Source organism: Nocardioides sp., assembly GCF_036401255.1.
Classification (GTDB): domain Bacteria; phylum Actinomycetota; class Actinomycetes; order Propionibacteriales; family Nocardioidaceae; genus Nocardioides.
The window spans coordinates 1-18006 of sequence record NZ_DASWVI010000467.1 but is presented as its reverse complement, the minus strand read 5'-3'; the positions used below and the strand labels follow the sequence as shown (position 1 = coordinate 18006).

Below are 18006 nucleotides of genomic sequence, written 5' to 3'. Positions count from 1 at the left end.
AGACCACGAGGCCGAGGGTGCCGACGACGGCGAGGGCGGCGACCAGCGCGAGGCCGTTGCGCGCCGGGCCGACGGCCAGCAGTCCGCCTGCGATCGCCGGCCCCACGAGATAGAGCATCTCCTCGGCGACGGTGTCGACGGAGTACGCCCGGGCCCGCAGGTCGGTGCCCTCGGTGAACCACCGCCACTGGGCTCGCATCGACGGGCCCAGCGCGGGCGCGCACACGCCGAGCGGGACGGCGATCGCGACCCAGGCCGCGGGCGCGGACACGCCGGCCGTCGACATGGTCAGCGCCGCGACCAGCACGGCGACCCAGGTGCCGGCCACCAGCGGCAGCACCCGCCGCTGGCCCCAGCGGTCGAGGGCCCGCGCCTGCAGGGGCATGGCGAGGGCGCCCAGCCCGAACAGCGCGACCGCCCCGCTGGCCGCGGAGAACGAGCCGGTCGCCTGCCGGACGGTGAACAGGAACGAGAGCGGGAGCACGCCGTACCCCAACCGGCCGACGAGGCCCAGCGCGAACGTGCGCAGGACCGCGGGGCGGGCGAGCAGGCGGCTCCCGGCGTGGGTGGTGCCGGACATCAGTGGACTCCGTGGACGGCAGGGACAGGATCGGAGCGGTCACGAACCGTCAGTCACGGAGGAGCTGCATGGCGCCATCGTAGGCCTGGAATACGTCCGGTGCCCGTGGTCTTCTGGTGAACATGACTCTCGAAGGCGAGTACGAGCCCAGCCCGGAGCAGTGGGTCCGCGACCAGGTCGAGGAGTTCGAGTCCTCCAACGGGCAGCGCGGCAACCTGCTGATGGGCAAGCCGGAGTGGCCCGTCGTGGTCATCACCTCGAAGGGCGCCAAGTCCGGCAAGCTCCGCAAGAACCCCGTCATGCGCGTGGAGAAGGACGGCGTGTACGCCGCGGTCGCGTCCAAGGGCGGCGCCCCGGAGCACCCGACCTGGTACCACAACTTCGTGGCCCACCCGGAGGTCGAGCTCCAGGACGGGAGCGAGAAGCACACCTACTCCGTGCGCGTCGCGGAGGGCGCCGAGCGGGCCGAGTGGTGGGAGCGCGCGGTCGCCCAGTACGCGCCGTACGCGGAGTACCAGCAGAAGACCGACCGCGAGATCCCGGTCTTCCTCCTCGAGCGCACCGACTGACGTCACCCGCGGGGCACGACGCTCGTTGAGCGCACATGCGTGCACTCCTCACGGGCGTCCTGTCCCTTGCCGTGGCCACGGCCCTCGCGACCCCCGCGGTCGGTGCGCCCACGCCGGGTGACCCGGCGTACACCCAGCGCGACGCGCAGAACATCGCCGACGCCTACGGGCGGATCGCCGGCGAGGGCGGCCAGCTGCAGAACCCGGCGTACCTCCCCGCGCTGGTCGCCGCCTCGACGCAGCGCGGTGTCGACCAGCTGCTCGCCCAGGTCGCCTCGCCGACCCGGCCGGCGCTGACCCCGGGCAACGTCGTCCCCGGCTGGAACGTCGGCAACCCGCTGCGCGCGGGCTGGGCCGGCACCCGCGGCGCCTCCCGCGCGGTCACGTTCGAGAACCGGTACGGCGCACGGCTGCGCGGCCACGTCTACAAGCCGCTGCGCGGCGCGACCGACCCCTACACCGGCCGGCGGCTGCGCGGCCCGTTCCCCGGCGTGGTCATCACCGAGGGCTCGGTGCAGGGGTCCGAGGGCATGTACGAGTGGCTGGCCCAGGACCTCGCCGAGCGCGGCTACGTCGTGCTGACCTACGACGTGCAGGGCCAGGGCACCAGCGAGACGCTGCCCCACCAGGACCCGCCGGTGCCCGTCGACGGCCTGCCGTTCTGCGACCCGTCGGCGGCACCCGAGGGCGGCGAGCTGTCCGGATGCCCGGGTGTCCCGTCGCAGCAGCTGGCCAACTTCGTGGTCGGCACCGAGGACGCGCTCGACTTCTTCACCTCGCGGGCCAACCCGTTCCTGCGCAGCCTCGACCTGTCCCCCGACCCGCGCCCGGCGACGCCCGGGCGGACCACGCGGATCGCGATCATCGGCCACTCGATGGGCGCGGCGGCGGTGTCGAAGGTGCAGGGCACCGACCGCCGGGTCGCCGCTGTCGTGGCGCTCGACAAGCTCGCCGGACCGTCGTCCTCGGGGCCGCTCGACGGCTCCGGCAACCGGCCGGTGGTGCCGGCGCTGGCGGTGCAGTCGGAGTACGGCTTCACGGTCTCGCCGTGGTGGCTCAGCGGCGGCAGCTCGCTGAACCCGCAGCCCAGCCCGGACGGCCCGGACCCGGGGCGCGAGCGCGCGACCGGGTACGACGCCTGGCGCGCCGCCGGGGTGGACGCGATGCTCGTCGTACCCCGTGCCTCCACGCACCTGGAGTACACCGACATCCCGCTCGTGCTGCCGGCCAGCCGCTACGGCCAGGACCTCACCAGCGTCTACGTGCAGCGCTGGCTGGACCGCTACCTCAAGCACCGCGACAACACCCGTGCGCTGCTCGCCGACTCCTTCCGCTACCTCGAGCCCGTCGGCGACGGCCGGTGGTCCCCGGTGCGGCTGCGCCGCGACGAGCTGCTGAGCTTCTACTACTGCTCGGCGTACGCCGTGCACACGCCCCACGGCCCGGTCGCCGACGCCGATGTCACGGGGGTCGGCTGCTCCTGACCCGTCCTCTGGGGTCGTCGAGACACCAGAAGTGGCTGGCGGGCCGCCCCTTTCCCGACCATTCCTGGTGTCTCGACGGGAGAGGTGCGCCACGATGCGCAGGTGACCGCGACCAGCCCGGCGTCGCGCTCGGCGCTGGCCGAGCCGACCACGAACCCGCCGGGCCGCTGGATCGGCGCGATCACGCTGGCCAGCATCGGGCTGTGGGCGGGCTTCTTCGGGCCGATCCAGGTGCTTCTCGCCCAGCAGGCCGAGGAGATCGCGGGAGACGACAAGAAGACGGTCCTGGCGGTCGTGCTCGGCCTCGGCGCGTTCGTGTCCGTGGTGTGCAACCCGGTCTTCGGGGCGTTCTCCGACCGCACCACGCTCCGGGCCGGCCGCCGGCTCCCCTGGGTGGCCGGCGGCGCGGTCGGCGGCGCCTTGTCGCTGCTGCTGCTCGCGGTGGCCGACAACGTCGTGGTGATGGCGCTCGGCTGGTGCGGGGCGCAGGCCACGCTCAACGCGATGCTCGCCGCGGTCACGGCTACCGTCCCCGACCAGGTGCCGGTCGGCGAGCGGGGCCGCGTGGGCGGCATCCTCGCGATCGCCCAGACCGTCGGGGTCGTCGGCGGCACCGGCATCGCGTCGGCGACCGGCAGCATCGCGGCCGGGTACGCCGTCACCGCGGCCGCACTGGTGCTGCTGGCGCTGCCGTACTGCTTCGACTCCCGCGACGTCCCGCTCGCCGCCGACGAGCGGCCGGCACCCTTCGACCGGCGCGCGTTCGTCCGGTCGTTCTGGGTCTCGCCGCGCGAGCACCCCGACTTCGCGTGGGCGTGGATCACGCGGTTCCTGGTCAACCTCGGCAACGCACTGGCGCTGCTCTACCTCCTGTACTACCTCCAGGACGTGATCGGTGTCGACAAGGACGAGGCCGACGACCGGGTGTTCGTGCTGACCGCGATCTACGCGGCGGTGATCATCGCGACCACCGTCGTGTTCGGCGCCTGGAGCGACCGCAGCGGCAAGCGGAAGGTGTTCGTGATCTGGTCGGGCGTGGTCGGCGCGATGGCGTCGCTGCTGCTCGCCGTCGGCCAGAGCTGGCCGGCGGCGCTGGCGGCCGCGGTGCTGCTGGGCGTCGGCTACGGCATCTACACCTCGGTCGACTTCGCGCTGATCACCCAGGTGCTGCCCGGCGCCGCGGACCGGGCCAAGGACCTCGGGGTCATCAACATCGCCAACGCCCTGCCCCAGGTGTTCGCGCCGTTCATCGCCGCCCTCATCCTGCTCGTCGTCGAGGCCGCCGGCGGCGTCACCGAGACCGACGGCGACCGGTTCTCCGTGGGCTACGGCGTGCTGTACGCCGTGTCGTTCCTGGTCGCGATCCTCGGGTCGGTGTTCGTCACCCGGATCCGCTCCGTGCCGTAGGCCGCCGCGGCCGCTCGCTGTAACGCCCGTTTACCCACTCCTCCCCCGTGCTGCAACACCCCGGGAGGTCGGGGTAACACGGCGTTACAGCTGTCGGGGACGGCTCAGGTGGCGGGCTCAGCGGTCGGCGCGGGCGGCCCGGGAGATCGACATCGCGAGGCCGGCCAGGTGCCCGAGTCGGGCGATCTCGGAGTCGAGGAACTCCGGGCCGCCGCGGCGGCCGATGACCACGATCTCGGACTTGTTCAGCCGGGCCCCGCAGAAGATGTTGTTCTCGTCCGCGGACTCGAGGGCCGCGGCCCGCTCGATCGGCTGCCAGGTCAGGTCCTGCGGGGCGGCGCCGGTGGCGTAGACGACGCCGTCGGCCCTGCTCACCCGGGCACCCCAGTCGGCGCGGAACACCACGGGGAGCCGGTCGATCAGCCGGTCGAGGGCGCTCTCGGGGTCGTCGGTCAGCTCCTCGACGGCCTCGAGGTCGAGGAACAGGTTGCCGGCCGCGGCGTACCGACCGATCCACAGCACCCGGACGCCCGCGAGCGTGTTGAGCGTCGAGACGACCGAGTCGGGCATCGAGCCCGGCTCCATCTCGAGGAACACGTCGTCGACGGCCGTGCCACCGTGGTGCTTCTCGACGATCTCGATGGCCTGGATGTCGCCACCGGCCTCACCGATGGCGCTCGCGAGCCGACCCAGCGATCCCGGGACATCGGGCAGCTCCACGCGCAGCAGGTAGGGCATCTCAACTCCAATCCGACCCCGACCCTAGCCGCCCGAGGTTGCGGGCGCGTTTCCTCAACGCTCCGCGAGATGCTCCGCCAGACCCGCCGCCGGCCCCTTCCTCAGCCCTCCGCCAGACGCCGGGGCAGCCCGGTGGCGCGCTGCGCGCGGGTCGCGACGGCGGCGCGTACGGCGGCCTCGGACCCGACCACCCGCACGTGGTGTCGGGCGCGGGTGACCGCGGTGTAGAACAGCTCGCGCGTGAGCAGCCGCGACCCCTCGTCGGGCAACAGCACGCTGACCCGGTCGGCCTGACTGCCCTGGCTCTTGTGGATGGTCATCGCGTGCATGGTCTCGACGGTGTCGAGCCGGCCGGGCGCGAACTCCTTGAGCCGCTCCGAGCCCCCCACGAACACCCGTCGCCGCTGGCCCTGGCGGACCACGACGCCGCTCTCGCCGTTGTAGACGTCCAGCGCATAGTCGTTGCTGGTCACCAGCAGGGGCCGTCCGACGTACCACTCCGCGTAGAGGTCCACCTCCGGGTCCTCGGCGAGCCAGCGCTCGACGAGGTGGTTCCAGCGGCGTACGCCGTAGGGGCCCTCGCGGTGCGCGCACAGCAGCCGGTAGCGGTCGAGCTCGGCGAGCGCCGCGGCCGGGTCCTCGGCACGCGCCGCCGTCCAGACCGCCCGGGCCGCCGCGAGCGAGTCGGGGCGCAGCGCCGCCTCGACCTCGGTCTCGTCGGAGGTCGCCACCCACGACACCTGGTCCGACGGCGTGCGCAGCACGCGCACGACCTCGTCGGGATCGCCCGAGCGCAGCGCGGCGGCCAGCGACTTGATGTCCTCCTCGGAGCGGAAGTTCGTGCTGAGCTGGGCGACGGGCGAGTCGGGGCGGCCGTCGTAGCCGGCCACGAGGTCGCTGAGCACGGCCCCCGCACCCACCGAGGTGAGCTGCTGCGGGTCGCCGACCAGCACCAGCCGGGAGTCCGGGCGCAGCGCCTCGAGCAGCCGGCCCATCATCGTCAGCTCGACCATCGACGACTCGTCGACCACGACCACGTCGTACTTCAGCCGGTTGGCCCGGTCGTGGCGGAACCGGGTCGCGTTGTCGGGGCGCCAGCCCAGCAGCCGGTGCAGGGTCAGGCCGTCGAGCCGCCCGACCAGCCCCGGCGCCTCGGGCCAGGTCGTCGCGACGGCGGCGAGCTCGGTCGTGACCGCCTCCTGCAGCCGGGTCGCGGCCTTGCCGGTCGGCGCCGCCAGCGCGATCGAGAGCGCGCCCCCGGCCTGGTCCGCGAGCAGGGTCAGCAGCCGGGCGACCGTGGTCGTCTTGCCGGTGCCGGGGCCTCCGGTGAGGATCGTCGTACGCCGCCGGACGGCCCCGACGACGGCGTCGCGCTGCTCGGGGCTGAAGTGCCCGCTGCCGAGCCGCGCCAGCGCCGCCTCGAGCCGCTGCTCGTCGACGCCCGGCGGCGCGAGCGACAGCCGGGCGGCGAGGTCGTCGTGGACCTGGCGCTCGAGCCGGTGGTAGCGGTCGAGGTAGAGCAGGCCGTGCTCGTGTCGCACCACGCCGGCGTGCACGAGCGGGGAGTCCGCGACCGGCCACTCCTCGGGCCAGGGCAGCTCGGGAGCGGTGGCGGCGACGCTCGCGAGGTCGAGGCAGACCGACCCCCGGCGCACGGCGCGCACGGTGAGCGCGACCGCCAGCAGCATCCGCTCGTCGGACTCGCCGCCGAGCACGCCGATCCGGGTCGCGACGTGCACGTCGGACGAGGTCAGCAGACCGGCCTCGTTGAACGTGGCGAGCAGACCGCTCGCACCGGTCGCGATCCTCCAGTCGTGCTCGTCGACGGGCTCGAACAGCTCGCTCATCTCGGTCCTCGGTCCAGCAGGTCGGAGAGCTCCTCGACCAGCGCGACCGGCGGCCGCCAGGAGAAGACGCCGCAGGGCGAGCCGTCGACCAGCGGTGTCTCGGGTCCGCACATGCCGCGCAGGTAGAGGTACAGCACCCCGCCGAGATGGCGGTCCGGGTCGTAGCCGGGCTGGCGCCAGCGCAGGAACCGGTGCAGGACCGCGGCGTACAGCAGCGCCTGCAGGGGATAGTCGGAGTGGCCCATCGCGGCGTCGAGCGCGTCCGGTGCGTAGCTGTGGGCGGTCAGCGGCTCCTCGGCCGGCCCCAACCAGTTGGTCTTGTAGTCGACGACGAGGTAGCGGGGCCCCTGCTCCGAGCGCAGTCGCAGGACCACGTCGACCGAGCCGGTGAGGTAGCCGCGCAGGGTCTGCTGGCCCAGCGGGCCGTGGAGCTGGGTGGCATAGGCCCGCACGGGGTCGTCGGGCGGCAGGTGCCGCTCGAGCAGCGGTCCGAGGTCGCCGAGCAGTCCGTCGCCCAACGGCAGCTCGAAGTCCATCTCGCGCAAGCGGTCGCCGAGCCCGACCTGGCGCAGCGTGGTGCCGTCGGCGAGCGGGCCGAGCGGCGAGTCGCAGACCGCGACCAGCGCGTCGGCGAGCTCGTCGCGGTCGAGCGCCACCGGCCACCAGCCGAGCTGCTCGTCGATGTGGCCGAGCAGCTCGGCCCGCAGGTCGGGCGCGTCGGGGTCGGTGTGCTCGAGCACCGCGTGCACCAGCGAGCCGAACGTCGCACCGACCGGCAGCCCCGCCATCGGCGACGGCACGTCACCAGCGACCGGCGACGCCACCGGCACGGACTCCGGAGTGAGCGCCTCGTCCTCCTTGGCGCTGACCTCCGGCTCGCTCGCGACCGCACCGACGACTCCGGCGGGCACCACGGCCTCGACCTTGCTGAGCGAGGAGTACGACGCACGCCGCCACTCGGTGTCGATGGCGCGGGTGAACGACCGCGCCGCCAGGTCGGGCACGTCCGGCAGGGGCGGGTCCGCGCCCGGGTCGGCGTGGATCGCGGCCTCGGGCGCCGGGCCACCGCGGTCGCGCCAGCGGGAGAACAGCGTGATGACGGCGTCGTCGTCGGGAACGGCAGGCGACTCCGGCACGTCCGAGGAGGCGTCGTCGGGGTCGCGCATCAGCAGCCGGTGCAGGGGTGAGGCGACGGCGTTCTTGGTGGGCGCCCACCAGGCGACCACCTGCGACTTGGCGCGCGTGGTCGCGACGTAGAGCAGCCGCAGCCACTCCCCGGCCTCCTCGTCGGCCCACCGCCGGCAGTGGTCGGTCCAGCTGCCGCCGGTGCGCGAGCCGCCGACGTCGAGGCAGCGGGTGCCGTCGTCGTCGTGGAACAGCGGCCGGGTCGGCTTGGGGACGAACCGGTCGGCGAGGGCGGGCACGTAGACCACGGGGTACTCGAGGCCCTTGCTGGCGTGGATCGTCACGAGCTGGACCGCGGCCGCGTCGGAGTCGAGCCGCCGGGTGCGCTCGACGCCGCGGCCGGCGCGGCCCTCGGTGACCTGCTCACGCAGCCAGGTGAGCAGGGACGGCAGCCCGTGGCGCTCGGTCAGCGTGACCTCGTGCAGCGCCTCACCGATGTGGCGCAGGTCGGTGAGCCGGCGGTCGCCGCCGACCTCGGCCAGCACCCGCTCGGGCAGGCCGGCCACGTTGGCCGCCTCGAGCACCGCCGCGAGGCCGCGGGTGGCGAACAGCTCCACCCAGCCGCGCAGGGTGTCGGCGACCTCGTCGGTCAGGTCGTCGCCCCCGGCGTCGAGCTCGGCGGCGGTGTGGCCGAAGAAGCAGGTCAGCGCCGCGGAGCGCACGCGGGTGCTGCGGTGCGGCTGCTCGAGCGCCTCCAGCAGCGTGAGCCACTCGACCGCGGCGGGGGTGGCGAACACGCTGCCGCCACCGGCGATGACCGCGGGCACCCCGACGTCGAGCAGCGCCTCGCGCACGGACGCGAGGTCGGCGTGGCGATAGCTGATCACCGCGACGTCGCGGGGCCGGATCGACTCGCCGCACCAGGTGGCGCCCGAGGCGAGGAGCCGGCGTACGTCGAGCGCGAGGTCCCGCGCGACGTGCGGTCGCACCTGGCCGACCGTCAGCGTGCTGCCGCCGCGGCGCCCGAACGTGTCGCGCCGCACCACGCGCAGCCGGAACGGGTGGGCCACCGGAGCCCCCTGGAGTCGCGACTCGGCGTGGTGGGCGGTGACGTCGTGCACGACGATGCGTTCGTCGCCGAGCGCGGCGCCCGCGAGCAGGGCCTGCAGCGAGTCGAGGAGCGGCGCGTCGCTGCGGCGGTTGACCGCGAGCGTCTGCCGGACCCGGGCCGTCTCGGCGGCGCGGAGATAGGTGGTGACGTCGCCGCCGCGGAAGGCGTAGATCGCCTGCTTGGGGTCGCCGATCAGCACCATCGTGGCGTGGCCGGTGAAGGCGCGGTCGAGCACGTCCCACTGCACGGGGTCGGTGTCTTGGAACTCGTCGACGAGCACGATCTGCCAGCGCGCCCGCATCCGTTGCGCTGCGGGGCTGTCGGGTCGGTCGAGGGCATCGGCGAGCTGGGAGAGCAGGTCGTCGTAGGAGAGGATCCCGAGCCGGCGCTTGCGCCGGTCGAGCTCGTCGCGGACGGTGCGGGCGAAGCTGACCTTGCGCCCGGGCGTCGTCGACCGGTCCTCGGCCGCGGGCTCGAGCCGGGCCTGGGGATCGCCGACCGCGGCCCGGGCGATCGCCAGCGCCTCGTCGTGGGTGAACGCGGGCTCGGCGTCCGCGAACGCCCGCAGGTAGAGGTCGTCGACGGTCTCCTTCACGAGGTCGTCGAGGTCCTCGACCAGCCGCGCCCGCGCGTCGGTGTCGCCGGCCACGCCGAGGGAGTCGAGCACCATCGAGCAGAACTGGTGGGTGGTCGCGATGGTCGCGGCGTCGAACCCCGCGAGCGCCTCGGTGACCCGCCGGTGACCGCGACGCCGGTCCTCGGGGCCCCACGAGCGAAGCAACGCGACCAGGTCGGAGTCGCCGACGCCACCAGCCTCCGGGTCATCGCTCAGCACCCGCTCGGCCTCGACCAGCTGGGCGCGCACCCGCTCGCGCAGCTCCTGGCTGGCGGCGCGGCCGAACGTCACGACGAGCATCTGCTCGAGCCGGGCGACCCCCTCGGCGACGTACCGCGTGACGAGCGCGCCGATCGTCCAGGTTTTGCCGGTGCCGGCGCTCGCCTCGAGGAGGACGGTGCCGGTGGGCAGCGGGTCGGTGATCGCGAAGGGACGCATGGTGCTCACAGCGGGCCCACCCGCTCGGCACCGGACAGCAGCGGCTCCCAGATCGCCCATGCCTGCTCGCCCAGCCCCGCGGCGACGAGGGCCTCGACCGGCGCGTCGACCCCGAACACCCGCTGGTGGTAGGGATCCGCGTCCTCGCCGGTGATGCCGAAGGCGTTGTGCGGGTCGGTCTCCCACTCGCGCCGCGCCGCCTCGACCGGCGGGTGGTCCTGGCCCATCAGCTCACGCGCGTAGGCCTCCGCCCACGCCAGCCCGGTCTTCACCGGCACCGGCAGCGGGGCACCCAGCCCGCGGTCGCGGAGCTCGACCAGGTCACGCAGCCAGTCGACGGCCCGGTGGTCCAGCGGCCCGCTCAGCGCGCGCTTGGGGCCGGCGCGGTCCTTGCCGATCGCGTGCGCGGTCCAGTGCTGGTCGGGGTAGGTCGCCGACAGCGCGAGCAGGTCGACCCACGCGTGCAGCCGCTGCCGGGCGTTGAGCCGGGAGTAGCCGAGGCTGACCACCCGGCTGCCGTAGACGCCGGGGACGGTGCCGGTGAGCCGGCGCCCGTCACCGAGGTCGACGTCGACGTCGACCGAGCGGCGCTCGCCCTCGCGGACGTCGGCCGTGCGTGACCACAGCCGCTGGCACTCCTCGGCGACCTCGTGCAGGGCGCGGGTGCCGAGACCACCGGGCGGCAGCGTGCCGGCGAGCTGCTCGGCGGTCATCACCGCGACCGGGTCCTGCCCCGCGAGGAGCTCGCGCAGCAGCCGGTCGCCGATCTGCCACTTCTCCAGGCTGTCGAGCGACACCGGGATCGCGTCGGCGAGGTCGTCGGGCTCGAACGGCGCCGCCACGTCCAGCCGCCCGCGGAGGAAGGCCCGCACGGGATGGGCCAGGAAGTCGCGCAGGTCCTGCAGCGAGACGTCCTCGCGAGGCCGCGGCGGCAGCGGTCCGTCGAGCAGCGGGGGCGGCTCGCGGCGTACGCCCCACGCCGAGCGTGCGCCCGCGAGCGCGGCGGTGTCGAAGCTGAACGGGCGCTCGCGGGCGAAGTTGCGCGCGTCGTAGGGCTGGAGCGGGTGGCGGGTGAGGATCCGCTCGCGCACCGGCTCCGCGGTAGTGCGGTCGGCGGCGTCGAGGATCTCGCCGAGGGGTACGGCGGGCGGCCGGCTCGCTCCGGACTGCTCGTCGGCCCCGGAGTAGGTGATCACGAGGTGCTCGGTCGCGGCGAGCACCGCGTCGAGGAGCAGCTGCCGGTCCTCGCTGCGCACGTCGCGTTCGCCGGTGAGCGGGCGCCGGGCGAGCACGTCGTCGCCGTCGACGGCGCCGGCGCGCGGGAACACCCCGTCGTCGAGACCGACCAGGCAGACGACCCGGTGGGGCACCGAGCGCATCGGCACCATGGTGGCGACCGTCAGGCTGCCGGTGCGGAAGTTGGCGCGGGTGGGCCGGCCGGCCAGCCGCGACGCGAGCATCGCGCGCACGTCGGAGAGCCGCAGCTCGAGGCCGCCCTCGTGGGAGGACGCGGCGGCGCGGGCCAGCTCGCGCTCGAACTGCGGCACCTGCCAGGCGTCGTCGGCCGGCACGTCGACCAGGGAGCGGACGCCGTCGCGCAGCCCGGTGGTCCAGTCGGCGACCGTGCTGGCCGCGGCCAGCGCCGCGAGCGTGTGGTCGACGCGCGCGACGAGCTCGGCGAGCCGGCCGGCGAGGTCGATCTCGGAGCTCGCGACGTCGTCGAGTGGCAGGCCCCGGCCGAGATGGTGGTGGTCGTCGCCGCTCATCGCGACCCCGAGCAGGATCCGGTCGAGGCCGGTGCGCCAGGTGTTGTGCGGGAACCGCTCCATCCGGAACGCCGTGCGCGACTGTTCGTCGAGGCCCCACCGCACGCCGGCCCGCGCCACCCAGCGCGAGATCCGGTCGAGCTCGTCGTCGGTGAACCCGAACCGGCGCCGCACCGGCTCGGACCCCGCCAGGTCGAGCACCTCGGACGCCGTCACCCGGCCCCCCGCGAGCTCGAGGAGGTCGCTCGCGACGGCGAGCAGCGGGTTGGTGCTGGTGAGCGCCCGATCGGCGAGCTTGACGCGCAACCGGTGGGCGGGGTGGCCCTCGGTCGTCGCGAGGCCGAAGCCCGCCGAGATCAGCGGCGCGTAGGTCTCGATGTCGGGGCACATGACGAGCACGTCGCGCGGCTCGAGGGTCGGGTCGTCCTCGAGCAGCCCGACCAGCACCTCACGCAGCACGTCGACCTGGCGGGCCGGACCGTGGCAGGCGTGCACCTGGAGGCTGTGGTCCTCGGGGTCGAGCCGCCGGGTCGCGCGCTCGTCGTGGGACGGCGCGCGGTTGGCGCGCAGGTCGTGCTGGAGCCACGCGAGCAGGGTGTCGGCGGGGCCGTCGGGCACGGGCACCAGCGTCGAGGGGACACCGTCGAGCAGCCGCCGCAGCTCGCGGGCGTCGCGGCCGAGCGAGGCCAGCAGCGGGTGCGCCACCCGCTCGACGGAGTCGTCGGCCTCGCGCGCGACGACGCCGCCGAGCCCGGCGAGGTCGTCCCAGAGCGCCGGCGAGGGCTGGGGCAGGAACAGGTGCACGTCGCGGTGCTGACCCAGCGCCCGGAGCAGCGCGACCTCGGTGACCGGGAGGCGGGTGTGGCCGAACAGCGAGAGCCGGTCGGGCAGCGGCAGGTCCCGCCCACCCTCCTGCAGCGCCGCGCAGGTCTCGGCGTGCCGGACGTCGGGCGGCGGGGCGCCGACCTGGGCGACCAGCCGGCGCCACAGCTCGGGCTGCCAGGCCAGATCGGGAGGGAGGTCGGCGTCGTTCCCCTCGCGCCAGGCGGTGACCAGCGCGGGGCGCTGCACGGCGTACGACGCGAACAGGTGCGCCAGCCGCAGCGCGACGGAGTAGCGCCGGCTGCGGCGCAGCTCGCCGTCGGCGCCGTCCTGGTCGTGGCCGAGGTGGCGCGCGAGCGTCGCGAAGACCGGGTCGTCCAGGCTCTCGTCGATCGTCGCGAGCAGCGGCCACACCAGCCGCTCGGGGTCCCACGGGTCGTCGCGCTCGCGACCCAGCAGGAGCGACACCAGCGACCGCGGGTTGAGGAACCGCACGCCCGCGCACACCCCGTCGCCGCCCCGCGGTCCGGTGCCGAGCCGGTGGCTGAGCCGCTGGGTCAGCCAGCGCTCCACACCCTTGGCCGGCACGACCACGACCTCCTGGGCGAATGAGTCGTCCAGCGGCGTGCTCAGCAGGTCACCGAGCGCGTCCGCGAGCACGTCGGTGCGCGCGGCTCGGTGGATCTGCAGGGTCACACCGCGACCCTATTCGCCGGCGCGGACAGCGCCACGTCGGTCGGCCGCGAGATTCGTCGGCCGCCTCCGCCCCTACGCGTCGCGCCGCCGCAGCATGACGTACGCCGCGGCCAGCAGCAGGGCGGTCTCGGCGGCGAACACCGCGAGGCCGGTCCAGGGGCCGAGCAGGTCGGGGTTGAACGGCACCGGGGTCGAGATCACCGAGCCCGCGTTGCCGGGCATCAGCTTGGTCAGCCACTCGCCGAACGTGCCGGGCACCAGGTTGACCATGTTGCCGAGGATCAGCATCAGGGCGAGGACGACCGAGATCGTGCCGGCGGTGTGCCGGAGCAGGAACCCGACGGCGACGGTGAACAACCCGATGCCGGCCAGGTACAGGCCCGAGCCGTACATCGAGCGCAGCACGCCGCCCTCGAGCGCCATCCCGATGCCCTCGCGGTCGAGGAAGTAGTTGCCGCCGGCGTACCCGACCAACGCGGTCGCGGTGCCCACGACGAACAGCACCGTGACCAGCAGGAGGGACTTCGCGGCCAGGACCCGGCCCCGGGCCGGTACGGCGGCGAACGTGGAGCGGATCATCCCGGTGCCGTACTCGGTGGTGACCACGAGCGCGCCCAGCACGACCGCGGTGATCTGCGCGATCATCATCCCCCAGGTGATGAACGAGCCCGGCGACTCGTCGGCCTCCGGGGAGGCCAGCCAGTCGGCATTGCCCCAGCACAGCAGCACGGTCAGTCCGGCGCCGAGCACGAACGTCGCGACCAGCGTCCACCAGGTCGACCGGACGGTCCGCAGCTTGAGCCACTCCGCGCGCAGCACCGCCCCGAAGCCCGGGCCGCCCACGTCGGGGCTCACGACGAGCGTGCCGCCCTCGGTCATCGTCGCGGTCATCGCAGGGCCCCCTTCGGCGCGCCCGTGGCGTGGTACTCCACGCTGTCGGCGGTCAGCGCCATGAACGCGTCCTCGAGCGAGGAGCGCACCAGCGTCAGCTCGTGCAGCATCAGGCCGCGCCGGAACGCGAGCTCGCCGATGGCCGCCGCGTCGAGCCCGACCACGCGCAGCTCGTCGTCGACGCGGGTGACGTCGAGCCCCCGGCCGGTGAGCAGGTGGGCGACGTCGCCGAGCGCCGGCGCCTTGACGCGCACGTACGACGCAGCGTGGTCGGCCATGAACTCGTTCATCGAGCAGTCGGCAAGGATCCGCCCGCGGCCGATCACCAGGAGGTGGTCGGCCATCAGCGCCATCTCCGACATCAGGTGGCTGGAGATGAACACGGTCCGGCCCTCGTCGGCGAGCTGCCGGGCGAACGTGCGCACCCAGCGGATGCCCTCGGGGTCGAGGCCGTTGACCGGCTCGTCGAGGACCACGACCGGCGGGTCGCCGAGCATCGCGGCGGCGATGCCGAGCCGCTGGCCCATGCCGAGCGAGTACCGCCCGGCCCGCTGGCCGGCCACCGACTCCAGGCCGACCAGCTCGAGCACCTCGCCGACCCGAGTGGTGGGGATGCCGTTGGACGCCGCCATCCACCTCAGGTGGTCGCGTGCCGACCTCCCGGGGTGGATGGCGTGCGCGTCGAGGAGGGCGCCGATCTCGCGGAGCGGCGCCGGGGCGGCGGCGTACCGGTGCCCGTTGACGCTGACGGTCCCGGAGGTCGGCGCGTCGAGGCCCAGGATCATCCGCATCGTCGTGGACTTGCCGGCGCCGTTGGGACCGAGGAAGCCGGTGACCCGGCCGGGCTCGACGACGAAGTCGATGCCGTCGACGGCCACCCGGCTCTGCCCCTGCGGGGCGGCGAAGCGCTTGGTGAGTGCGTGGGCGCGGATCATGGGGTCCACCCTGCGGCGACCCGCCGACCCCGCACATCGGGGGTGACCCCGGACCTGACCCTGGCGGGTCTCGGGGTGGGCCCGGGTTCGCCCGATCGGCTGCGGCGTACGGCGGGCGCTCCCTACCCTCCCGAGCATGACCGTGGACATGAAGCGTCTCCTCCTCCCGTTCGGCGGGCTCGCGCTGGTCTGCTCCGGCTTCGGCGCCGGCATCGCCGTCTCCGCCACCGCTGCCGACGGCGCCGACCGCGCGGCCCCCGTGGTCGTCACCCGCGAGCCGCTCGCCGAGGTCGCCGCGCCGCCCGGTGCGCCGCACCGCACCCTGGGCCTCAGCAAGGTCGTGGTCATGCCGGGCGCCAAGCTCGGCTCCCACCACCACCCGGGCGCGCAGCTCGGGTACGTCGCCGAGGGGACGCTGACCTACACGGTCGAGTCCGGTCAGGCCAAGCTGATGACGGGCCCCGGCGACGACGCCACCCTGGTCCGCACGATCGACGCCGGCGAGACCGTCAAGGTCCGCCCCGGCCGGTGGCTGATCGAGGAGCAGGGCGAGGTCCACCACGCCCGCAACGCGGGTACGACGCCGATCGTCATCTACATCGCCACGCTGCTGCGCACCGGCCGGCCCGCCGCCATCCCCGACTGACGGACCGCGTCCGGACCGCCATACTCGTGGGGCCGGTGGGAGGCCGGCACACGACGACGCTGGGAGGGCGGGCACGGTGGCAGAGGGCGACGCGGCGCAGCCGCCGCGGGACGCGGGCGCCGGCTGGTCCGACTCCGCCGCTCGCGCGGTCCTGCAGCTGATGGTCGAGTCCGTCGCCGAGATGATCGGCTTCGAGCTCGCCACCTTGTCGGTCGTGCTCGACGACCAGCTGGTCACCGTGGCCTACACGGGTCCGGAGGAGTTCCGCGAGTACCTCTCCGCGAGCGACCCCGTGTCGGTGCTGGACCCGGTGCTCGCGCAGGCGGAGGCCTGGGGCCGGTTCCGCTTCCTGGCCGCCGAGGACTACGACGCGTCCGCGCTCGAGGGGCACTGGCTGGTCGTGGCCGAGGAGCGCGCCGACGTACTCGACGCCTGGCACCCGATGGACGTGCTCGTCGGGCTGCTGCGCGACGACGACGGCCGCCTGATCGGCGCGATGTCGGTGGACCGGCCGGTCTCCGGCCGCCGCCCCGATCCCGCCCAGCGCCGGCTGCTGGAGCGGTACGCCGCCCAGGCCGAGCGGGCCGTCGTGACGGCATTCGAGCGCGAGCAGCTCGTCCAGCAGGTCGCCCACTCCGAGGCGGCCCGCCGGTTGATCCGCTCGGCGTCGTCGCCCGACCAGGGGTCAGTGCAGGCGGTGCTCGACCAGACCCACGTGCCGCTGGTCGAGGGGTTCCGGGCCGCCGGCTCCTGGATCCAGGTCTTCGACGACGAGGCGGACGGTGCCGGCATCGGGCACGCGCGGTCCCGCGAGGGACATCCGGTCGACCTCTCCGACCGGATGGTCGACCTCGCCCACGAGCTCGCCCCGAGGCTGTGGGAGACCCAGCAGGTCCTGGTGATCGCCGACGGGGTCGAGCCGACCCTGACCGGCGCGGAGGCGCAGCCGCTGCTCGACGAGGCCCGACGCCAGATCGCGGGGCTCGGCCTCGCCTCGGCGCTCGCGGTGCCGCTCGGGGCGGGCGCCGAGTGCCTCGGGTTCCTCGTGCTCTCCCGCCGTGGCCAGGACCCGCCGTGGTCCTCGGTGGAGATCGGCTCCGCGCTGCAGATCGGCTACGACCTCGGCGCCGCGCTGATGACCGTCCGTGCGCTCGAGCGGGAGCGCCGACTGGTCCACGAGCTCCAGCAGCTCGACGCCTATCGCACGCAGCTGATCGCGACGCTGTCCCACGAGCTGCGCACTCCGCTCACGGTCATCTCCGGCAACCTCGAGCTCCTCGGCGACCTCGACCTCGACGAGGCGGCCCGGCCCTACCAGGCCGCGATGACGCGCGGCACGGTGCGGATGACCAAGGTCGTCGAGGACCTGCTGCTGCTCGCCCGGGTCAGCGACCCTCAGCATCCGCTGGTGCGGGTGCCGGTCGACCTGCGGACCATCGCCACCGGTGTCCTCGACCTCGTCGGCTCGACCGCGGCCGCCAAGACCATCGACGTCCGCTTCGAGCATGCCGACGCCCCGGTCGTGGTCCCCGGCGACCCCGCCGAGCTCGACCGCCTCGTCGGCAACCTGGTCAGCAACGCCGTCAAGTACACCCCGGCCGGCGGCACCGTCACGATCACGCTCGAACGACGCGGGCCGGCCGCGGAGATCCGGGTCTCCGACGACGGGCTCGGCATCTCCGAGGAGGACCAGGTCGGGCTGTTCCGGCCGTTCTTCCGCACCACGAACCCCGACGCGATGCGCGAGCCCGGCACCGGCCTCGGCCTGGCCATCGTCGCCACGATCGTCGAGCGCCACCACGGCGAGGTCCGGGTCCGCTCCCGGCTCGGTGCGGGGACGACGTTCACGGTGCGTCTCCCCGCCGGCTGACACCCACAGGAAGCCCACAGGCGGCACCGACGCCCGATCCAGGTCACCGGCGTCAACTGAGGACATGGACCCCGAGACCACCCACACCCCCGACCGCCCCACCTCCGACGCCAGCGCGAGGCGTCCTGGCCACCGGACCTGGCGCGGCCCGCTGGCCGGCGCGATCGCCGGCGGCGTGCTCGCCGCCTCGGTCGCGGTCCCCGTGACCTGGGCGACGCTGCGCGACGACGGCACCGACACCGTCGCCCAGCAGACGACCAGTGCCTCCGGCACCGACCTCGAGGACCTGCAGTCGCCGGCCTGGGGCCAGCCCGGTCCCAGCACCGGCACCGGCACCGGCACCGGCAACGACGCGGCGACGGCCACCGCTGCGAGCGAGAAGCAGTCCCGCGGGGTCGTGCTCATCGACACCACCCTCGTCGACGGCGAGGCCGCCGGCACGGGACTGGTCATCGACGCGACCGG

General features: G+C 74.4%; 12 protein-coding genes and 1 pseudogene. 6 read left to right on the top strand and 7 right to left on the bottom strand.

What is annotated here, in order from left to right:
• Positions 1-580 (bottom strand): annotated as a pseudogene (locus VGD85_RS21525) (MFS transporter); the annotation flags it as partial.
• 122 nt (positions 581-702) lie between these two features.
• Between VGD85_RS21525 and VGD85_RS21520 the strand changes: the two are divergent.
• The 3 genes from VGD85_RS21520 to VGD85_RS21510 all read left to right on the top strand — a co-directional run bounded on the left by VGD85_RS21520 (position 703) and on the right by VGD85_RS21510 (position 4040).
• Positions 703-1149: a nitroreductase family deazaflavin-dependent oxidoreductase gene (locus VGD85_RS21520; protein ID WP_331065479.1), complete on the top strand. Its 447-nt coding sequence runs from the start codon at positions 703-705 to the stop codon at positions 1147-1149.
• 35 nt (positions 1150-1184) lie between these two features.
• Positions 1185-2633, top strand: coding sequence for an alpha/beta hydrolase (locus VGD85_RS21515; RefSeq protein ID WP_331065478.1), 1449 nt, complete (start codon positions 1185-1187; stop codon positions 2631-2633).
• A gap of 102 nt (positions 2634-2735) precedes the next feature.
• Complete coding sequence (locus tag VGD85_RS21510) at positions 2736-4040, top strand: MFS transporter (RefSeq protein ID WP_331065477.1); 1305 nt, start codon at positions 2736-2738, stop codon at positions 4038-4040.
• Positions 4041-4157: 117 nt separating this feature from the next.
• Here VGD85_RS21510 and VGD85_RS21505 read toward each other — a convergent pair whose 3' ends face one another.
• From VGD85_RS21505 to VGD85_RS21480, 6 genes are all read right to left on the bottom strand, one after another.
• Positions 4158-4778: an ACT domain-containing protein gene (locus VGD85_RS21505; protein WP_331065476.1), complete on the bottom strand. Its 621-nt coding sequence runs from the start codon at positions 4776-4778 to the stop codon at positions 4158-4160.
• Positions 4779-4879: 101 nt separating this feature from the next.
• Positions 4880-6625 carry an exodeoxyribonuclease V subunit alpha gene (recD, locus tag VGD85_RS21500; protein WP_331065475.1) on the bottom strand — a complete coding sequence of 582 codons (1746 nt, stop codon included), beginning with the start codon at positions 6623-6625 and terminating at the stop codon, positions 4880-4882.
• Entirely contained in the window at positions 6622-9915 is a 3294-nt protein-coding gene (locus tag VGD85_RS21495; RefSeq protein ID WP_331065480.1) for a UvrD-helicase domain-containing protein, read from the bottom strand. The genes recD and VGD85_RS21495 overlap by 4 nt, the downstream gene beginning before the upstream one ends.
• Before the next feature lie 5 nt (positions 9916-9920).
• Positions 9921-13199 carry an exodeoxyribonuclease V subunit gamma gene (recC, locus tag VGD85_RS21490; protein WP_331065474.1) on the bottom strand — a complete coding sequence of 1093 codons (3279 nt, stop codon included), beginning with the start codon at positions 13197-13199 and terminating at the stop codon, positions 9921-9923.
• Between the two features lie 72 nt (positions 13200-13271).
• Positions 13272-14090 carry an ABC transporter permease gene (locus tag VGD85_RS21485; protein WP_331065473.1) on the bottom strand — a complete coding sequence of 273 codons (819 nt, stop codon included), beginning with the start codon at positions 14088-14090 and terminating at the stop codon, positions 13272-13274.
• Positions 14087-15025: an ABC transporter ATP-binding protein gene (locus VGD85_RS21480; RefSeq protein ID WP_331065472.1), complete on the bottom strand. Its 939-nt coding sequence runs from the start codon at positions 15023-15025 to the stop codon at positions 14087-14089. The genes VGD85_RS21485 and VGD85_RS21480 overlap by 4 nt, the downstream gene beginning before the upstream one ends.
• Before the next feature lie 136 nt (positions 15026-15161).
• Between VGD85_RS21480 and VGD85_RS21475 the strand changes: the two genes are divergently transcribed.
• The 3 genes from VGD85_RS21475 to VGD85_RS21465 all read left to right on the top strand — a co-directional run.
• The gene (locus tag VGD85_RS21475) at positions 15162-15671 is read left to right on the top strand and encodes a cupin domain-containing protein (RefSeq protein ID WP_331065471.1); all 510 of its coding nucleotides are present in this window, start codon (positions 15162-15164) and stop codon (positions 15669-15671) included.
• 76 nt (positions 15672-15747) lie between these two features.
• Entirely contained in the window at positions 15748-17541 is a 1794-nt protein-coding gene (locus VGD85_RS21470; protein WP_331065470.1) for a GAF domain-containing sensor histidine kinase, read from the top strand.
• Between the two features lie 64 nt (positions 17542-17605).
• Positions 17606-18006, top strand: a 401-nt coding sequence (locus tag VGD85_RS21465; RefSeq protein ID WP_331065469.1) for a hypothetical protein, incomplete at its 3' end; no start/stop codon positions are given.

Excerpts from the sequence above, each read along its gene's own strand:
- VGD85_RS21520 (WP_331065479.1), top strand. The coding sequence starts at position 703 with ATGACTCTCGAAGGCGAGTACGAGCCCAGCCCGGAGCAGTGGGTCCGC.
- VGD85_RS21515 (WP_331065478.1), top strand. The coding sequence starts at position 1,185 with ATGCGTGCACTCCTCACGGGCGTCCTGTCCCTTGCCGTGGCCACGGCC.
- VGD85_RS21505 (WP_331065476.1), bottom strand. The coding sequence starts at position 4,778 with ATGCCCTACCTGCTGCGCGTGGAGCTGCCCGATGTCCCGGGATCGCTG.
- recD (WP_331065475.1), bottom strand. The coding sequence starts at position 6,625 with ATGAGCGAGCTGTTCGAGCCCGTCGACGAGCACGACTGGAGGATCGCG.
- VGD85_RS21495 (WP_331065480.1), bottom strand. The coding sequence starts at position 9,915 with ATGCGTCCCTTCGCGATCACCGACCCGCTGCCCACCGGCACCGTCCTC.
- VGD85_RS21485 (WP_331065473.1), bottom strand. The coding sequence starts at position 14,090 with ATGACCGCGACGATGACCGAGGGCGGCACGCTCGTCGTGAGCCCCGAC.
- VGD85_RS21480 (WP_331065472.1), bottom strand. The coding sequence starts at position 15,025 with ATGATCCGCGCCCACGCACTCACCAAGCGCTTCGCCGCCCCGCAGGGG.
- VGD85_RS21475 (WP_331065471.1), top strand. The coding sequence starts at position 15,162 with ATGACCGTGGACATGAAGCGTCTCCTCCTCCCGTTCGGCGGGCTCGCG.